Origin of the sequence: Arcanobacterium haemolyticum DSM 20595 (assembly GCF_000092365.1) — a bacterium.
GTDB lineage: Bacteria > Actinomycetota > Actinomycetes > Actinomycetales > Actinomycetaceae > Arcanobacterium > Arcanobacterium haemolyticum.
In genome coordinates, this window is sequence record NC_014218.1 from 1,841,188 (window position 1) to 1,859,497 (window position 18,310).

Consider the following 18,310-nt stretch of genomic DNA (forward strand, 5'->3'; position numbering starts at 1 on the left):
ATTTAGTCCTTTGTTGCCGACTTGGTGGTTGTCTTCTTTGAGGCCGTCTTCTTTGCCGTAGTTTTCTTAGCGGCCGTCTTCTTTGCCGTAGTTTTCTTAGCGGCCGCTTTCTTTTTACCCGCACCGCTCACCGTTTTCTTGGTGGCGTTACGCTTCTTCGGCCCGCCTTGTTCGGCAATCTTCAACCGGCGCTGAACCAGCAAATCTTGCGCACGTTCTGGCGTGATCTGGTTTGGATCTTCCGAACGCGGCAACGACGCGTTCGTTTCGCCGTCGGTCACGTATAGCCCGAATCGGCCATCTTTCAACAAAATCTTGCCACCAGAAACCGGATCAGTGCCCAGTTCTGCCAGCGGCGGTTGCGCCTGGCGCTTCCCGCGCTGCTTCGGTTGAGCGAAGATCGCTTCGGCTTCTTCCAGCGTGATCGTGAAGATTTGTTCTTCTGATTCGAGCGATCGCGAATCAGATCCCTTCTTCATGTACGGGCCAAAACGGCCGTTTTGCACAGTAATCACATCATCGCCAGACTTCCCAATTTCGCGCGGCAGCGAAAGAAGTTTCAGTGCGTCGTCGATAGTTACCGTTTCCGGATTCATCGATGCGAACAACGATGCGGTGGCCGGCTTCGGCTTCACCTTAGAAACTTTTCCGGTTGGAGTGAGCTGAACGGCGTCGTCTGGAACAACTTCCGAAACGTATGGCCCGAAACGGCCGTCTTTAACGACGATGTCCCAGCCCTTCTCATTCTTTCCAAGAACGCGATCTTCATCCAATGCCGCATCCAGAATTTCGTGTGCTTTGGCAACAGTGAGTTCGTCTGGAGCAACCTCCGGCGGAACCGAGGCGCGCTTTCCCTGCGTTCCGTCGTCCTTCGTCTCTTCCAGATATGGCCCAAAACGGCCCACGCGAACCGCAATCCCATCACCAATATCGATCGTGTTCACGGCGCGAGCATCAATATCGCCCAACCCGTCAACTTGATCGCGCAAGCCCTTCTTTTCGCCCGCGCCACGGTAGAAGCCGCCCAAGTACTCCACTGGATCTTCTTGGCCGGCAGCGATCTTATCCAGATCCTCTTCCATATCGGCTGTGAAATCATAATCAACCAGGTCAGGCAGGTTTTCTTCCAACAATCGGATAACCGCAAACGCCAACCAGGTAGGAACCAGCGCCTGCCCCTTGCGATCCACATACCCGCGATCGGTGATCGTGGAAATCGTGGCAGCATATGTGGACGGGCGGCCGATCCCCTTTTCTTCCAGAGTCTTCACCAGCGATGCTTCAGTGTAACGCGGCGGTGGCGCCGTTTCGTGCCCGGCAGCCTTGGAACCGGTGTTCTCCACCTTTTCGCCTTCAACCAAATCTGGCAAACGCGATTCGGCCTGATCTTCGTAACGCTTCTTATCCTTGCCTTCTTCATAGGCTGCCATGAAGCCAGGGAACGTGATGATCGTTCCGGACGCGCCCAGCAGAGCATCGCCAAATCCAGCAACCGGAGCAGACAAACGCACAGACGCCGTGGAACCAATAGCGTCAGCCATCTGAGAAGCCACAGTACGCTTCCAAATCAGTTCATACAGATCGAATTCGCGCCCACGAAGAAGGCCAGAAACCTGCGCTGGCGTGCGGAACGAATCACCTGCAGGGCGGATAGCTTCGTGAGCCTCCTGCGCGCCCTTCGACTTCGTGGAATACACCCGCGGCTTATCCGGCAACGAACGCGCCCCATACATGTCCTCAATCTGCGAACGAGCCGCCGCAACCGCCTGCGCCGAAAGATTCACCGAATCAGTTCGCATATAGGTAATGAAACCGTTTTCATACAGCGCCTGCGCCACCCGCATCGTATCGCGCGAATTCATATGCAGTTTACGGGACGCTTCCTGCTGCAACGTAGACGTTGTGAACGGAGCAGCTGGACGACGCCGGTATGGTTTCGTTTCAACCCGCACCACCGTTGAGTTTCCATCACGGAGCGTTTCAGAAATCGCCTGTGCATCATCAGCACCCAGGACCCGCACGCCTTCCTTCGCAGCCTTGGGGGTAAGAGCACCGTCGTCGTCAAAATCCTTACCAACCGCGATACGCGAGCCGTCCAACTCAAGCAACTTCGCGGAAAAATCGTCCCCGTCTTTCCGCAGATCAACTAAGACATCCCAGTACCCAGCCGGCACAAACGCCATACGTTCGCGCTCACGCTCCACGATCAAACGCGTGGTCACAGACTGAACGCGACCAGCCGACAGGCTTGGTGCAACCTTACGCCACAACAACGGAGAAACCTCGTACCCCACAAGGCGATCCAGGATACGGCGCGTCTCCTGGGCGTCCACAAGCTTCGTATCCACGTCACGAGTAGCCTCTAACGCGCGCTGAATCGCTTCCTTCGTAATTTCGTGGAAAACCATGCGCTTCACCGGAATCTTCGGCTTCAACACTTCGAGCAGATGCCAGGCGATGGCCTCCCCCTCGCGGTCCTCATCGGTTGCGAGCCACAGCTCATCAGCCTTCTTCATCGCCGCACGAAGTTCCGAAACTTTCTTCTTTTTATCCGGATTCACCACGTAGTAGGGCTCGAAATTATGCTCCACATCCACAGCAAACTTGCCAAACGGGCCCTTCTTCATATCTGAAGGCAAATCCGAAGGCTTCGGAAGATCACGAATATGGCCGATACTTGCGGTCACATCGTAATCATCACCAAGGTAGTTTGCGATAGTGCGCGCCTTGGCAGGAGACTCTACAATCACGAGCTTTGTCACGTTACATCCTTATATATAGGAATGGGGTACCGTTTGTAAACATACCTCATATTCGTAAGGGACACCCAAATCAATCCACAGGTTCACAGTTATCCACCACGCTCAGGAACCCAGTTTGGACCATGTGGATAACGTGTGGGGTGAGGCTTTCGCGGAGGACTGCCGGGGCGATTTCGAGCAGATTCGCGAGCGCGTCCATGATCGCGCCGGCGCTCAATTCGCCGTCACAGACGGAGAGGAATCCGGCTAGGGCCGTGTCTGCCTGCATTTCGTCCGAAAAGGCGGAGTTGGAGGAGAACGTGATGAGCCATGGTTCTGTTTCGCCTGGGTGGTAGCGGCGGTGTTCGGCTAGGTCGTTCGCGCTTAGGTGGAGGGCTGGCAGCGTTTCGGGTGTGACGTTCTTGGCAGACCACATACGTTCCAGGGCGTCGTGGACATTGGGCGGCATCTGGCCACGTAGATCGTGGAACACGTGCCATGGCTGTGACGTTTCCGACGCGCGAACAAGCACGTACCCGAATCCCACATGGGTGACGTTTCGTTTGGCAAAATCGTTGATCCAGGCGCGGTAGGCGGGCGCGTAGTCCGGGTGTCCGGCGCGCAGGCCGCCATCGTGGAGCCACATTTCTACGTAGGCATCGGCTGGGATGACTTCACGTTGGATCACGATGGCATCCGCGTTGGTTTGTGCGAACCAGGCTTGCGGGTGTTCATTCCATTCGTGGCCTGCTTCGATTTCCCAGTTGGCCAGCATGTATGCGTTTCCGTCAGGGGCCACGTGAGCATCGAGCCCGGCCACCACCGTGGCAGCCAGCGTATCGCCTGGCGCGCCACCGTCGCGATATTCGAGCGTGCCCACGCTGTCCCGCACGTCCGATGGCGTGATAACGAACGGCGGATTTGAGACGACAACGCTGAACGTCTCCCCTGCCACCGGCTCAAACAGTGAACCGATCCGAGTGTTGATCGTGACCCCGTTTAGGCGTGCGTTGAACTGCGCGTAATCCAACGCCCGCTGCGAAATATCGGTGGCGGTTGCATGGGCGCCGGCTTTCGCCGCAATGATCGCATGGATTCCGCAGCCCGTTCCCAGATCAAGAACCGAATCGCCCGCCTGATAGGTAGCCAACGATGCGAGCGTTCGTGTTGCTCCCCCAACCCCCATCACATGATCGGTGGTGTGGCGGGCGCCTTGGAGCGAGCCGCGATCAGAAGCCAGCCAAATAACGCCGTGGCGGCTTTCTACTGGAACGATCTGGAACTTGGCGCGCTTTCCGTTCTTTACTTCTTCGAACAGCTCCGGAATATCGTAACCACCTGCGGCAACGGTTTTGGGAAGGGCGAGTGCAAGGTCGTGGTCACTCAACGTATCGCCAACCCACCACAACCGAACCAGCGCACCAACCTGGCTCCCGGCGCGGCGCGCAGCGAGTTCCGCAGGCACGGCCTCATCGCGCGCCAAGGCCGCGAGCGCCCCCGCACCCAACTCTGCCGTGATGCGTTCCGGGGTGAAATCGCGCAAATCGGCGCGCAACTGATCAAAAAAGCGAAAATTCTTCATGCCCCTATTATGCCGGGCGAACCGGCGCGGGCTAAATCCCGATTTTGATGAGGGAACTAGCTAATCCAATGCTGGATATACGCCATCAACCCAAGATCCCTAATCCCAAAATAGCCAGCTATTGCCAACTGACGTGCAAGAAGAATTATCGGCTTCGTTCTCTGCTGAGATATCGCGATTCTTGCTGCCCATGTGCCCCCAATCTTTGACCTCCTTTTTACGCAAAACTCACCCACAGCCGGCGATAGGCCTCTATATGAGTCTATTTTACGGAAATAAGTGATTTTTCCGTAAGAACTCCGGGATAATTTTCCCTAGGCAGGCCGGATCAGCGAGGTGTGGAATTGCGCAGACTCCACTGCCTTCACAAGCCCGTTCCATGTTTCGCGCCACTGGGCGATATCCCAGGTGCGGGCCGATTCTTGGAAGGCAGGCGAGGTTCCGCGGGTGCGCGCCTCTTGCAAGGCAAACGTCTCTACCCCGCGTTTACGTAACATCGCTAGGATTGCGGGCAGATCAGCGGCCACATCCGATTCAGGAAATACAGTGGTTCGCACTTCGTAGCGGAGCTGCGAATCGGTGAATTCGCGCCGGCGCTCCACTTCAGCCAACAAAATATCTAAACATTGCCAGGCTTTCACCCCAGCATCGGCTCCGATAATCGAAGAATACTTTGATGGGAGGGCCTTAATATCGAGCCCTACCCAGTCCACGTCCCGCACAATTTCTGCGAAACGTGCGGGATAGGCGCCTGCAGTGTGGAGGCCAACTTTGAAGCCGAGTTCTCGAACATTTGCAATGGCCGCTTTCAGGGCGGGCTGCCGGGTGGCTTCGCCGCCACTAAACACAACGGCGTCAAGAAGGCCGCGGCGCCTGGTTAAAAATTGGCGCACGTCTGCCCATTCCACTTGTCCGCACGCGCGCGGATCTATCAATTCGCGATTTTGGCAGTAGACGCACTGCCACGGGCAACCTTGAAGAAAGACTGTTGCGCATAGTGTGTCTGGCCAATCGATCGTGGAAAGGGGCACGAAACCAGCGATCGAAAGGTCAGACACACTCGTTTTTTGCACGGTCATGGAGGTTATAGGGCTTTCTCCACGAACATCTTTCGCTCAGCGTATTCGCCCTTCTTTCCGATGTTGAAGGACTTGACTGGGCGGAAGTATCCCATCACTCGGGTCCAGACTTCGCATTCTTGTGGTTCGGCTGGGCGGGTGGACGCGCAGGTTGGGCACGTTTCGTGTTCGCCGGAGAGGTAGCCGTGGACCGGGCAGATTGAGAAGGTTGGGGTGATCGTAATGTAGGGAAGTGAGAATCGGGTGAGCGCGCGGCGCACGATTTCTTTGCAGGCGGTGGCGGAGGAGATTGCTTCGTTCATGTAGAGGTGGAGTACGGTTCCGCCGGTGTATTTGCATTGGAGTTCGTCTTGCAGTTCGAGCGCTTCGAACGCATCGTCTGTGTAGCCAACGGGGAGTTGGGACGAGTTGGTGTAGTACGGATGATCTGGGGTTCCGGCTTGGATGATGTGCGGGAAGCGTTTGCCATCTTCCTTCGCGAGCCGGTAGGTGGTTCCTTCTGCCGGGGTAGCTTCGAGGTTGTAAAGGTTTCCGGTGCGTTCTTGGAAGTTCACTAGGCGTTCGTTGATATGGTCGAGCATTTCTGCCACCATTTTGTGGCCGCGCGGGTCGGTGATGTCATAGTCGTCGAGCGTAAAATTGCGCACCATTTCGTTCATACCGTTCACGCCGATGGTTGAGAAGTGGTTGTTGAGTGTTCCCAGGTAGCGTTGCGAGTATGGGTAGAGGCCTGCGTCCATGAAGTTTTGGACGGCACGACGACGACGTTCCAGCGTATCGCGCGACATCTCTAGTAGTGCATCCAACCGTTCATAGAGGCGGGTGCGATCGCCTGCATATAGATATCCGAGGCGGGCCATGTTGAGGGTGACCACACCGATGGAGCCGGTGAGTTCTGCTGATCCGAACAGGCCGTTTCCGCGTTTGAGTAGTTCGCGCATATCCAGCTGGAGCCGGCAGCACATGGAGCGGATCATGCCTGGATCGAGTTCTGAGTTGATGAAGTTTTGGAAGTAGGGCAGCCCGTATTTGGCTGTCATTTCAAATAGGAGGGTGGCGTTTTCGGATTCCCAATCAAAATCTTTGGTGATGTTGTAGGTAGGGATTGGGAAGGTGAATACGCGCCCGTTGGCATCGCCACTGATCATGACTTCCATGTAGGCCTTGTTAATCATGGCCATTTCTTCTGCCAACTCCCCGTATGTGAAATCGCAGAGTTCATCGTCAATCAGCGGGTTTTGTTCTGCTAGATCTGCAGGGCAGGTCCAATCGAAGGTGAGGTTGGTGAATGGGCATTGGCTTCCCCAGCGTGATGGCACGTTGAGGTTGTAGATCAGTTCTTGGATGTGCTGTTTAACGTCCTCATACCCCAGCCCATCAAGCCGCACGTATGGCGCCATATAGGTATCGAATGAAGAGAAGGCTTGAGCGCCGGCCCATTCGTTTTGGAGTGTGCCGAGGAAGTTGACTATCTGGCCGCAGGCAGAGGAGAAGTGTTTTGGCGGGTTGGATGCGATAGCACCGGATACGCCGTTGAAGCCTTCTTCAAGGAGCCGCCGCAACGACCAGCCTGCGCAGTAGCCGGAAAGCATATCGAGATCGTGAATATGAATATCGCCTTCGCGGTGTGCTTGTCCGGCATCTTCGCTGAAGATTTCATCGAGCCAGTAGTTCGCCACCATCTTGCCTGCATTGTTGAGGATGAGGCCGCCGAGGGAGTAATCCTGGTTCGCATTCGCGTTCACTCGCCAATCTGCACGAGTAATGTACTCCTGGATTGATTGCACGGGATCGATCTGGTGACTCACGATCGCTACCTCTCTTCATTTCTTCATTGATGGTGTCTTTCAGTAGGACACACCGTACTCCGTTCCCTACATGTAGATCTACCCCAACACGCATACCCCACATATAGTGATTTCACCTTTAATTTCTCTCGACGTAAAAGTATGGCTAAATCTCGCGGACGACACACCTTTGAGAAAATCCCCTAATGACATAGCTCACTTCCTCTATTTTTTACCGTCTCACGAAACGCACTTCAAAGATCAAAAAATGAGACACTACACCTATGCTTTCCTTCCCCGAATCTTTCTCTGATTCCATCACCGGTCACCTCACGATTCCTCCGCGGCCGGAGCGTTATGGAACGTGGCCGCGGTCTATTCCCCTTGGTCTGCGCCAGGTTTTATCTGCTCGTGGCATGAAACATCCGTGGATTCACCAGCAACGCGCTATCGAAGAACTGGATAGGGGCAACCATATTGTGGTGGCCACAGGTACAGGTTCAGGTAAGTCGATGGCGGCTTGGGTGCCTGCGCTTTCTACGCTAGGCAATTTCAGCCAGTCACGTTCGTTGGCAACGCGCCAGCGGCGCCCAACTACCATCTATCTTTCTCCAACAAAGGCGTTGGCGGCGGATCAATTCACGAGCCTGCGATCGTTGGCCTACGATGTAGATCCCGCCATAGCAATCACTACGGCGGATGGCGATAGCGATAAAGTGGCACGGGATTTTGCCCGCGATCACGCTGATATTGTGTTATCAAACCCTGATTTCCTCCATTTTTCTATGTTGAGTAGGCATGAGAATTGGGCGCGCTTGTGGCGGGGTTTGCGCTTCATCGTGATTGATGAGTTCCATCATTACCGGGGTAATTTCGGGGCTCACGTGGCGATTATTTTGCGCCGCACGCTTCGTTTGGCCGCACATTACGGAGCACATCCGCAGGTCATTTTCCTTTCGGCAACGTCTGGTGATCCACGTAGTGCAGCCCAACGTTTTCTTGGGGAGGCGTTTGGCCAGGTGGTGGCGATTGACGACGACGGTTCGCCGGCAGGCGCCCGTGACATCTACACGCTCTCCTCTGGTGATTCCGCTAATCTCCAGGCAGCCGATGTAACTGCTGCGTTGATAACAGAGGGCAAACGGTTGCTAACCTTTGTGCGTTCCCGGCCTGGAACTGAACGTGTGGCCGAACTGGTTCGCGAGCGCTTGCGCGATACTCACCCCGATTTAGTATCGGCAGTGGCCGCTTATCGTGGCGGTTATTTACCGGAAGATCGGCGCGAGTTAGAGGCCGATGTGCGATCCGGTAGGTTGCGCGCGTTGGCTACAACGTCAGCGTTAGAGCTGGGCATTGATATTGACGAGCTTGATGCTGCCGTGGTTACGGGGTGGCCTGGCACGTATGCTTCTTTCCAACAGCAAATTGGTAGGGCTGGGCGTGCTGGCACAACGGGGTTGGCAGTATTTGTGGCCCGCGATAATCCGCTTGATAACTACATCATTAATCACCCCTCATTGTTGGCGTCTCCCCCTCCGGAATCGCCAACATTCGATCCGTCGAATCCATGGATTCTCCCTTCTCATTTAGCTGCGGCAGCCCATGAACTGCCACTCACCCGTGCAGATCTTCCGATCTTTTCGTTAACTTCTACAGACATGTTTGATCAGATGGTGGAATCTGATTTGTTGCGCAAGCGCCCAGACGGATGGTTTTGGAACACCACCACGCGGATCGAACCACATGGGCTGCTTGATTTACGAGATGCTGGGCATACGATCTCCATCATCAATTCTCTTGATGGTTCGGTGATAGGAACCGTGGATTATGCTCGCGCTGATAGCACTGTGTTTCCTGGAGCGATCTATCTACACCAAGGCCAACCGTTTGAGATTGAAGAGCTGGGTACAGATGTGGCACTGGCTCACCCCGCTCCAGATACAGATATCCGGACGTTTGCACGCACTGAAACATCCGTGGATGTCGTCTCCACTGCTCATACGATTAACTTGCCCGATGGCCAGTGGTGTACGGGCATGGTAAACGTACGTTCGCAGGTGGTTGGTTACGATGTTCGGCGCGTTTCGGATGGCGTATATCTTGGCAACGTGCCGCTGACTATGCCGTTGCGTGAATTTATCACGGCTGGCACATGGCTCACGTTGAAAGAATCCACTACCCGAGAAGCCGGAATCGACACCGCCGATCTTCCAGGCGCACTGCACGCAGCAGAGCACACGATGATCGCACTTCTCCCATTGCTGGCCACGTGTGACCGATGGGATTTGGGTGGCCTATCCACAATGGTTCATCCAGATACTGGCCGCCCAACGATCATTGTTCATGATGCTTTTGCGGGCGGATCGGGCGCGTCGCTTCGCGGATTCTACGCTGGCCCAGCGTGGCTACGCACAACATTCGAAACCTTGGCCACATGCCCATGCGAATCCGGTTGCCCATCATGCATCCAATCTCCCAAGTGCGGAAACAACAACAATCCACTCTCGAAAGATGGAGCACTCCTCCTTATGGCAGCAGCGCTGGATCAATGGGATTCCGTGGGCCTGCACGAGCCCGTGCCTGAAGGTGAAAACCGAACGCATCAACTGGACTCCGAATAACCACGCTCACCCGGGATCGATCAACGAAGCACGTCATCTCCCGGTCCTTGGCCGCGTGGCGGGCAGCGTCACACGCTGCCCGCTCAGTTCCCACTGCCCGATAGGCGTGAGCACCGGAGAGAGCAGCCAGGTCCGCAGAATCTTGGAGTTCCTGTTTTTCGTTCAGCCCCCAGCCTAGGATGAGCAGGAGCCCACCCACTGCTAGGAGCACAGCCATGCCTGCCAGGGCAAGCACAGTTCCGGATCCACGTTCAACCCGAACAGGCGGTTGCCGATTAGTAAGTGACTGCCAATTAATACCCATTAGGCTCCACCATCATTCGATGACTGCCAGAAAGGTTCACGCCCAGCCACGACATTGCTGCGGGGAGTTTGCGGGTAACAGTGACGTCAATGTAATTCCCATCTTGACGTATCCGTACAACTTTCCCTTCGCTTTCTGCACGGGAAATCCGCGCAGCCGCATCATGATGTATCGCGTATTCTCGCGCAATTTCACGGGCAGAATTTCCTGCGTCAGCAGCATAGATCCAGCCGAATAACGGCATGAGAAGCAGACCGACCACAGCGATAAGCGGGCCAATGCTGAGCGCCGTTTCAACGCTCACCATACCTACTTCACGCGAGGATAGATATCGGTTCGATGCAGGTTTAGTCTGACGATTAACCACGCGTTTTACCTTATGATTCACCTTGCGATTTACCACTTCTCTCCCTTTCTCAATTCACCAACTTTTCTTCACCGAGAGCGAATCATGACTGGCTTTATTTATTAAAGCCTTTGCGCACAGAGATCATGTAGACACCTGGTGCACTCTTTTTCTGTGGCAGCCACTTGGGCTGCCACAGAAAACTCACATGATTCCGCTGAGGAGATACATAAACGGACGCCCGCTAACCGATAAATGCTCGAAAAAGCATTTTGAACAAAGCAGCGAAGATTTCTTTGAACCAATCCTGCTGAGCCAGCCAAATAAGGACTCCTGCAATACTGGTAGTTGCCACAGTACCCACAGCGTATTCCGCAGAGACCATGCCCTTTTCAGCAGCCTTACCGTTCTTCTTCATGCGTGCGATGAGAGTTTTCATAATATCCTCCATTTATTGTTGTTTGATGTTTTTTAATCACGTTTGGTGATGTATTTAGTGTGCCAAAAATGAAGGGCCCGTGCACCGGATTATTTTTTCCGTGGATTATTTTCAATTTAGAAGAAAATGTGGATAACTTTTTACAATGCGCCCAAGTCCAGTGCAGGCATCTCACAAACTTTTATCGCCGCATGCATATTTAAAACCCCGCATGCGCCAATCTGTTCAAAGGCAAGCTGTGTAGACATATCTTGCGCAAGAGGTGCACTATTTTCATCAAGTACGGCTAGCACTACCGATCGGGTTTTCTTCCTCCGCAATACGTGCTGCACCAACCCCTAACCATGCAGGACCGAATAACAATGGATCGTAGTCAATTAAGGCATAGATCGAAGCAGAATTCACTATCAGCCCATCAGCGATTTTGACTTTGACAGACGTTTTATAGGCTTCACGCATTCCGTCGTATCTAACACGCTGTCACGGAAGAAACTGATTTTGTGCTTCCCCATCTTTACACGAGCAAAACGGCACAATATCCACGTATAGGCCAACATCAATATCTTTTGTTGCACGCTTTTGCTCTATCTCAAGAAAATGCGTAGTCACCATATCTCGTGCAAGCGCTCCAATAACAACATATCAAGCATCATGCAGTTCAAAATTTTCAGTTAAAACTTGAAGTGCTTCAATCACATCTCTTGGGAGCTTATGATGTCAATGCTGTAATCCTCCATCAAAAACCTCCTGCGCTACCTCAATTTGCCGTGGATCCCTGCTTGCCAACATATCAGCGAGCACCACCATAGTTTGAGTAACGTTGTCTACCCTTTCCCCCAGGAGGCATGGGAACTTGGCGGATTCTAGGGGTGGTTGCAACGGTTGATGGTTTTAGGCAAGCAGCTTGAGGAGCCCCTTCTCGGGGACTCACTGTGGCTACTCGTGCAAGAAATTCAGGTATGTGAGACACGTAAACTATCCCATGGATGGAGATAATCGGCCAGCCCATTACTTCAGCTGCCAGTTCGCCACCTAGGCGCATATCACTTCCCGCGATTTGTTCATAAAGCTTGCTCCTATCGGGAACATAAAAGGTTCGTTCATACCGATGAATTCCGCCACGGCTAAGATAGGATTCCACCCATTCTTTCGCAAGCCGATCTCGGTTCCTTACACTTCCACAAGAAAGGAATCCGTTCGTACGTATTTTTTCGCACGTGTTATGCACAGACCCGATGGAAGTTCCAGCACGATCGCTCACTTCTCGCATCGTTCCCTGAACCAGTGAAGGGCCGCTTAGCAACCATGCAACATTTCGTAAATCGGTTTTGGTAAATCCGCTCACCATTGCCGACCGAGTTTCTTTTTAGCCTTCCCTTCAACAAAAACTAAAAATTTTCACCTGGAATCCAAGCATTTCCCGACAAATCAGCATAGGGAACTTTCATACGACGCGCCAAATCAGCAACCGATCCAACGATTCGATCTGAAATGCACAAAGGTTTGACGTTCTCTTTTTTCCGCATGGCGAAGCACTGTACCGAAGTATAAAACTGCCGTTTGCGCACGTAATCCACGTTTTACATAAATGTCAAAGGGTTCAGCAGAACCTTTCTTCCCAAGCAGTATCGTTTCATGGAGCCCAGTTTCCGCACTATAGACATCGTCATACTCAGCTTTCGTCTCACGTGAAGACCGTACTCTTCCAATATTGGTTTAACATGACGTGGCAGATTCGAGGCGTTCACAAAATTCATATTTTCATGTCGCATGAACACATGAACACCATGCGCGAACGATCACCAACAGTTCACCAGATCGACGACGCCGCCCCAGCAACCACCGGCACCACACCAAGGATGACGAAGGCTGGGAGGAAGCAGAGCCCTAACGGCATCACGAGCGCAGCCCCGAGCCGGGCGGCGGCTTCCTTCGCCCGACGCACCTGGGTCAGCCGATGGGTTTGAGCTGCCCGCTGCAGTAGTGGCACGGGTGCCACCCCATCTACCCATGCTGGCTTCAGCGCCCGCGCCAGCAGATCGTAGCCGTCCACGCCGACCCAGGCTTCATCCCATGTTGCGCCCATAACCAGCATGTTTGCCACTTCGGAGAGTTTGGCGCTGGGGCTTGAGGAAACCCCCACGGTTAATCCGTCAAGAGCACCGGCCAAATGCCGTAGTACTACGGGCAGAGAGGCCCCAGACATCAAAGCAGCGGCCGCAACATCCAGCACGACCGCCATATCCACACTCCCTTCCACCGGTTTCATGTTCAGGCACATTCGCCGCGGCGGCACCACCAAGAGGGTAGAAAATAGGAGAACACCTAGCAGAATCACATTTCTTCACTTTCTTTTCGAGCTTTCGCAACAAGCCTCCACACCCACCAGATTCCGGCGAATTCGGCGCTGAGACCAAGGATCAGAACGCCGGCTCCAATGATGGATGAGAAGAAGAATCCGAGTGGGTTTGCGCCTAACATCGTGCCGAATCCGATTCCCACGCCGGGTAGCGCAGCCAGCATAAATGCGGAGGTTTGCGGCCCGGCCAGGGCGATGTCACGGGCGGAGGCGGCCTCGCCGGCGTCGGTGATGCCGCTTGCACAGGTATCGAGTACGTCGGCCACCGGCGCGCCTGTTCCGGCGGACATTCGGCACACGACGAACGCGGATGGGATAGCCGCGTGGGCGCCTTTGGATATTCGCCGCTTTTTGCGCTCCCACCAGCCAAGTTCCCAGATGGTTCGCAGGGTTTGCGGGATCCCGTCGGCCCCTATTCGCCCACCGATTCCGCCGAGCGGCGCGAGGCTCCGCTCCCACGCGCTCTCCACGCTTGCCCCTGAGCGTAGCCGAGTGGCCACTTCCGCCATCAGCATCCCGATATCTAGGCTCACTTTGCGGGGTGAGGGGCGACGACGGGGCCGCGACTTTCCTTTCATCGTTCTTTTCTTCGACTGTGCGGGAAGGCTAACGAAGGCTACAAGGCAGATGATTATGACGGCAAGCATGGGACGTCCAATCGCTCGCAGAGGGAAGCCAAGGCAGGCCCAGATATTATTCGAGTTGGGGTGATGTGTGCGGCAACGTCTGAGATGAGTTCGCCGTCGTGCCTGCGTAAAGTACCAATCTGAGCTATTCCGCGCCAGCTCCCGTGGCGTTCCACATGAATGATGGCGTCTAAAGCGCTGGATGCTTGGGCGGCAACAGTACTTTCGTTCATGTGTGCGAGGGCTCCAAGGGCAACCAGGCGGGCGGGAACATCGTGGGCCGAATTGGCGTGGATGGTGGCCCAACCGCCTTCGTGGCCGGTGTTAAGGGCGCCCAATACATCCCGGACTTCGGCGCCGCGGCATTCGCCAAGAATGATCCGATCGGGCCGCATACGCATCGCGGCTCGCACAAGATCGCTCATGGTGACTTCGCCAGCACCTTGTACGTTGGCGCGCCGGACTTGCATGTGAACTACATGTGGGTGTTCGGGGGCGAGTTCGGCCGATTCTTCGATAACGAGAATGCGTTCGTTATGTGGCACACGGCTGAGCATGGCATTGAGTAGGGTGGTTTTCCCTGAACCTGTGGAACCAGAAATGATGACATTCGCTTTTCGGCTAACCATAGCGCTCAACATGGGAACAAGAGCCGGATGGATAGAGCCGGAAGCGGCGAGTTCTTCCAGCGGAAGAACTCGCGCCCGGTGGGTACGCAGCGAGATGAGTGTTCCCGTGGCGGATAGCGGAGGGATAACAGCGTGGAGCCGCACGCCGGAAGAAAATGTTCCATCCACGATCGGGCTGGAATCGTCCAAACGTTGGCCGCAGAGTGCAGCTAGCCGAACCGCGAGCGCCCGCACACCCGCCGCCGAGTACAGCCCCTCATCGCCCGATGCGATCTCTATCTGTTCCATTCCTGCTCCACGATCGATCCACACAGCGCCAGGGCCGTTCACGATCACGTCGGTGACCTGCGGATCTTCAAGTAGTGGCCCGATCGTGGCGCCAGCACCGATTACTTCGTGGCGAATCTGAGCGTCAGCCAGAGCGACGTCGTTACTCGTGAGCAAACCCGGTTGAGCCTTAATCGCTTGAACTTGGGTGGTGCCAGACGCCAGCCGGCGCCGAATAACATCAATCTGGTCAGTTCCTAGCCGTGCCATCACTCCACCGTTTCACGAATAACATGCCAAAGCCGAGTCATGTCTTTCGCCGTTCGGCACCGCGTGCGATCCCCTGGCATCACGCCGTGTTCAGAATCCGATTGCGAACTGCGCAAGAATCGCACCGGAAACACCGCTCTCCAATCCAGCACGGTGGCAGCGTGATCCGCTTCCAACGTAGACCCCACCTCATTAGCCACCACGATCGGTTCACAGATCCCTTGCAGATGAGCCAACTTTCCACGGCATTCATGCAGATCAGCAGTGCTCCCGTGAGTCACCACCACAACCACATCACACCACGTAGCCCACTCCCGCTGGCATTCCACGTTCGCACCCAAAACGCCCATATCAACGAAAGTCCACGCATGAACCTGAGCTAGGGCAGTCACCACCCGCTGGCCCCAATCGCCCACGCCCATTCCGCCATCGCGCCCAGCCGGCAACATTCGCACCCCATGCCATTCCTCCAACGAATCAGCCAGCTTCCCTGGCAACAACGCCCCGCGCCTGCTGCCAACGTCTGCCCGCGTAGTGGCATCTTCACTCAACCCGAACCGCGCTTCCCACGATTCCGAACACACATTCAAATCCACCAAAGCCACCGGTCCACTATCCACCAGCCGCGCCAGCCACGCCGCCACCATGGTTGCTCCAGCACCGCCATGTGCCCCGAACACGCCCACAATATTTCCGCGAACAGTCACACCCACGGCGCTCATCAACGCCATCACGTCCGCCGCTTCATCCCGCACATGAAACCGCGCCACACCCGCAGCGAAGAAAGGCGCAAACATCGCATGGAAGCTCGCCTCTACTTCATAGGGATCAAGCCCATCTGAATGGAACCGTAACACCCCATCAACAGAGCGATCATCCCTGCTCACAGCCTGAAAATCTAATCCCACCAGATCAGATAATCGCCGCAATTCTTTTTCGATGCGCGCATCATTTCCCCGATACAACACTGATACAAGTTCTAGTTCTGGCGTGGCCCGCCGCGTCGTCGTTCTCATAAACCCCACCATCTCGCACCGCAAGGTCGCCCTGCACCGCACGCCAAAAATCTGTGGAAAACTCAAATTATCCACAAAAATCAGTCATGGCCTGCCTTACTTTTCGGCCAAAACACCGCCAACTTCCCCACAAAAACCGGCAAGAAACGATAGCGTGGACATAACAAGCAACAGGAGGAATCGTGACCACACCAAACGATCCGTACAACTCGGCCAACCCGCGGCCGTTTGACGACGACCACATTCTCGAACCAATCGTCGAAAAAACTGAACGCACACTACCCGAAACTCCGGCCGAAGAGATCGCCAACGACACGGTAGAAACCGATAACGCGCCTGACTTCGGTGACGTCCCACCACTCCCACAAGAAGAAAAAGCCTGGTGGGATCAACCAGCCGAACCACACTACAGCGCAAACCAATTCGCCAACGTCGAACCGAATTCAACCATGCCAGATCCAGACCTCCCGGCACCTGCCGCACCCGCAGAAAACACAAACCCAACGCTCGGAACCTTCTTCGGGGAAACCGAAACCGTTGCGCCCGCAGCCATCGCTGTTGCCGCGGCGGCAGACAACGCCGCACCAACCCGCACCTCTGTAATGGAAGCAGCAGACGAACTCCCGCTCGGCGAACACCGCGACGAATGGAACCAAGATCCAGGCAACATCACCGACATCCCAGACAAACCCGCAAGCCGCGGCTGGACTCACACCGGAAGTTTTTTCGCCACACTCCTTCTGCTCCCACTCGCGTGGTACCTGATTTCCGACGCCGGCGCCCGCTTCTACCTAGTAGAAAACAACCCGTGGGCCGCAAAATCCTTCGCGCTCTTCCCCTTCATTGAACTCTTGGGCGGGCTTGTGACTATCGCGTTGATTTGGCTACTGGCGCGCGCATCGTCCCTAGGCGCACAGTTCTGGGGTGCCTTCGTTACTGTGGGCGGGCTGATCGCGCTAATCGTGCCGGCGTTCGCGCAGCGCGGGATCGCCTGGCTTGATGCCCAGATCGGAAGCTACAACGCGTTCACCGGAAACGTGATCCACCACCTAGAACTCGACTTCGGAACCGGACGCATCGCGATCCTTGGTTTCATCTTGTTTATGACTGGCGTTGCCGCCCATTCGGCGCGCCGCCGCGGGCAAGTCTACGCAACAGCCATCACCCGCCGCGAACTTCTGTTGCCGGCCACGGCACCAGAAACAACTGACGAAAAATAAGCAATGCAGTCTGACGCGGGCCTCGCGGCCCGCGTCACCTGTATCCCGCTATTCTTGCCATTATTCCGCTAACAACTTTCTCCAACGATTCGAGGTAGACCATGCCTGCCGATACCACGTGCATCACAATCCCCGGCCCTTGGGAACACCGGCTGATACAGGCAAATGGGGCACAGTTCCACATCGTTGTTGCCGGAGAATATTCAGAAACCAAGCCGCTTGTTCTTTTAGTTCACGGCTTCCCACAGTATTGGTGGGCGTGGCGGAATCAGATCGATGCCATCGCACAGGCTGGCTATCAGGTTGTGGCGATCGATCAACGCGGGATCGGAGGGTCGGATAAAACTCCTAAATCGGAAGATGGCTTCACGCTTGCTCAGGATTTAGCAAAGATCGTGCAAACACTTGGCGCCCGCAAAACTGTGATCGTTGGCCAAGGGCGCGGCGGAGCATTGGCATGGTCTGCGGTATCGATGGAACCGAATTTGTTCAGTGGGCTGATCACATTCTCCTCTCCTCATCCGCGCACACTCCAGCGCATAGGCACACACCTCACACTGCGCACATGGAAGTATGCGTTGGCCACAGTGGCCCGCTCCCTTTCCGCCCGTTTCTTTACAAACGAACGCAAACTCCACAAGCTCCTCACCGAATGGTCTGCGCCAGGAAATGTGGGCGCCTCCAGCGAAGCCAAGCGATACGCGGAAGCCCTTGCGCTCCCGGGTGCAGATACGGCGATCGATCAACTGCGCTGGATGTACCTTGCTCAACAGCGCCCATCAGGCCGCGCCTACCTACGCGAATCTGCCCATTCTGTACGCCTGCCAGTTGTGGCTGTGCGCGGCGAATCCGATCCGCTACTCCCCGCCCGCGCCTGGAACAAGGATGCCGAATTCGCGATCGGCGATTACCGTTTAATCACCCTTCCCACCGGCCACTTCATCCCGGAAGAAGCTCCCGAAGCGGCCACGCAAATTATTCTGGACTTCTTGCGCTGAGCCAAGCCCAGCCACACCCCTCAGCC

16 protein-coding genes are annotated in these 18,310 nt (G+C 55.3%); 3 read left to right on the top strand and 13 right to left on the bottom strand.

Annotation, left to right across the window (positions count from 1 at the left end; translation table 11 throughout):
• Positions 1–2 precede the first annotated feature (2 nt).
• From topA to ARCH_RS08580, 4 genes are all read right to left on the bottom strand, one after another.
• Complete coding sequence (gene topA / locus ARCH_RS08565) at positions 3–2,762, bottom strand: type I DNA topoisomerase (RefSeq protein WP_013170872.1); 2,760 nt, start codon at positions 2,760–2,762, stop codon at positions 3–5.
• Positions 2,763–2,832: 70 nt separating this feature from the next.
• Positions 2,833–4,323, bottom strand: coding sequence for a DUF7059 domain-containing protein (locus ARCH_RS08570; protein ID WP_013170873.1), 1,491 nt, complete (start codon positions 4,321–4,323; stop codon positions 2,833–2,835).
• Between the two features lie 314 nt (positions 4,324–4,637).
• Positions 4,638–5,381, bottom strand: coding sequence for an anaerobic ribonucleoside-triphosphate reductase activating protein (locus ARCH_RS08575; RefSeq protein WP_223804394.1), 744 nt, complete (start codon positions 5,379–5,381; stop codon positions 4,638–4,640).
• Positions 5,382–5,407: 26 nt separating this feature from the next.
• Positions 5,408–7,210 (bottom strand): ribonucleoside triphosphate reductase, encoded by a 1,803-nt coding sequence (locus ARCH_RS08580; protein WP_013170875.1) that lies wholly within the window; start codon positions 7,208–7,210, stop codon positions 5,408–5,410.
• A 263-nt stretch (positions 7,211–7,473) separates the two neighbouring features.
• Here ARCH_RS08580 and ARCH_RS08585 point away from each other — a divergent pair, with 263 nt between their 5' ends.
• On the top strand, positions 7,474–9,810 hold the full coding sequence (locus ARCH_RS08585; RefSeq protein WP_013170876.1) for a DEAD/DEAH box helicase: 2,337 nt from the start codon (positions 7,474–7,476) through the stop codon (positions 9,808–9,810).
• Here ARCH_RS08585 and ARCH_RS09800 read toward each other — a convergent pair.
• The 9 genes from ARCH_RS09800 to ARCH_RS08625 form a co-directional block, all read right to left on the bottom strand.
• Positions 9,716–10,114: an Rv3654c family TadE-like protein gene (locus ARCH_RS09800; RefSeq protein ID WP_013170877.1), complete on the bottom strand. Its 399-nt coding sequence runs from the start codon at positions 10,112–10,114 to the stop codon at positions 9,716–9,718. The genes ARCH_RS08585 and ARCH_RS09800 overlap by 95 nt on opposite strands.
• Complete coding sequence (locus ARCH_RS08590; protein WP_138975356.1) at positions 10,104–10,481, bottom strand: hypothetical protein; 378 nt, start codon at positions 10,479–10,481, stop codon at positions 10,104–10,106. Before ARCH_RS08590 ends, ARCH_RS09800 begins: the two co-directional genes overlap by 11 nt.
• A gap of 223 nt (positions 10,482–10,704) precedes the next feature.
• A complete protein-coding gene (locus tag ARCH_RS08595; protein WP_013170879.1) occupies positions 10,705–10,899 on the bottom strand; it encodes a DUF4244 domain-containing protein in 195 nt (64 codons plus the stop codon).
• Between the two features lie 276 nt (positions 10,900–11,175).
• A complete protein-coding gene (locus ARCH_RS08600; RefSeq protein ID WP_013170880.1) occupies positions 11,176–11,358 on the bottom strand; it encodes a hypothetical protein in 183 nt (60 codons plus the stop codon).
• A 258-nt stretch (positions 11,359–11,616) separates the two neighbouring features.
• Complete coding sequence (locus ARCH_RS10565; protein ID WP_389400827.1) at positions 11,617–11,778, bottom strand: type IV toxin-antitoxin system AbiEi family antitoxin; 162 nt, start codon at positions 11,776–11,778, stop codon at positions 11,617–11,619.
• Between the two features lie 931 nt (positions 11,779–12,709).
• On the bottom strand, positions 12,710–13,168 hold the full coding sequence (locus ARCH_RS08610; RefSeq protein WP_138975357.1) for a hypothetical protein: 459 nt from the start codon (positions 13,166–13,168) through the stop codon (positions 12,710–12,712).
• A gap of 65 nt (positions 13,169–13,233) precedes the next feature.
• Positions 13,234–13,836 (bottom strand): type II secretion system F family protein, encoded by a 603-nt coding sequence (locus tag ARCH_RS08615; protein ID WP_138975358.1) that lies wholly within the window; start codon positions 13,834–13,836, stop codon positions 13,234–13,236.
• Positions 13,837–13,889: 53 nt separating this feature from the next.
• Positions 13,890–15,050, bottom strand: coding sequence for a TadA family conjugal transfer-associated ATPase (locus tag ARCH_RS08620; protein WP_013170884.1), 1,161 nt, complete (start codon positions 15,048–15,050; stop codon positions 13,890–13,892).
• A complete protein-coding gene (locus tag ARCH_RS08625) occupies positions 15,050–16,066 on the bottom strand; it encodes a P-loop NTPase family protein (protein ID WP_013170885.1) in 1,017 nt (338 codons plus the stop codon). The genes ARCH_RS08620 and ARCH_RS08625 overlap by 1 nt, the downstream gene beginning before the upstream one ends.
• Positions 16,067–16,248: 182 nt before the next feature.
• On the opposite strand from ARCH_RS08625, the gene ARCH_RS08630 reads away from it, so the two are divergent.
• Together ARCH_RS08630 and ARCH_RS08635 are read left to right on the top strand one after the other, a co-directional pair.
• Positions 16,249–17,286, top strand: a complete 1,038-nt coding sequence (locus ARCH_RS08630) for a hypothetical protein (protein ID WP_013170886.1) — start codon at positions 16,249–16,251, stop codon at positions 17,284–17,286.
• Between the two features lie 101 nt (positions 17,287–17,387).
• On the top strand, positions 17,388–18,284 hold the full coding sequence (locus tag ARCH_RS08635; protein ID WP_013170887.1) for an alpha/beta fold hydrolase: 897 nt from the start codon (positions 17,388–17,390) through the stop codon (positions 18,282–18,284).
• Positions 18,285–18,310 lie beyond the last annotated feature (26 nt).

Coding starts and splice junctions, on each gene's coding strand:
- ARCH_RS08625 (WP_013170885.1), bottom strand. CDS start 16,066: ATGAGAACGACGACGCGGCGGGCCACGCCAGAACTAGAACTTGTATCA.
- ARCH_RS08615 (WP_138975358.1), bottom strand. CDS start 13,836: ATGAAAGGAAAGTCGCGGCCCCGTCGTCGCCCCTCACCCCGCAAAGTG.
- ARCH_RS08620 (WP_013170884.1), bottom strand. CDS start 15,050: ATGGCACGGCTAGGAACTGACCAGATTGATGTTATTCGGCGCCGGCTG.
- ARCH_RS08595 (WP_013170879.1), bottom strand. CDS start 10,899: ATGAAAACTCTCATCGCACGCATGAAGAAGAACGGTAAGGCTGCTGAA.
- ARCH_RS08635 (WP_013170887.1), top strand. CDS start 17,388: ATGCCTGCCGATACCACGTGCATCACAATCCCCGGCCCTTGGGAACAC.
- ARCH_RS08570 (WP_013170873.1), bottom strand. CDS start 4,323: ATGAAGAATTTTCGCTTTTTTGATCAGTTGCGCGCCGATTTGCGCGAT.
- ARCH_RS08600 (WP_013170880.1), bottom strand. CDS start 11,358: ATGCGTGAAGCCTATAAAACGTCTGTCAAAGTCAAAATCGCTGATGGG.
- ARCH_RS09800 (WP_013170877.1), bottom strand. CDS start 10,114: ATGGGTATTAATTGGCAGTCACTTACTAATCGGCAACCGCCTGTTCGG.
- ARCH_RS08610 (WP_138975357.1), bottom strand. CDS start 13,168: ATGAAACCGGTGGAAGGGAGTGTGGATATGGCGGTCGTGCTGGATGTT.
- ARCH_RS08585 (WP_013170876.1), top strand. CDS start 7,474: ATGCTTTCCTTCCCCGAATCTTTCTCTGATTCCATCACCGGTCACCTC.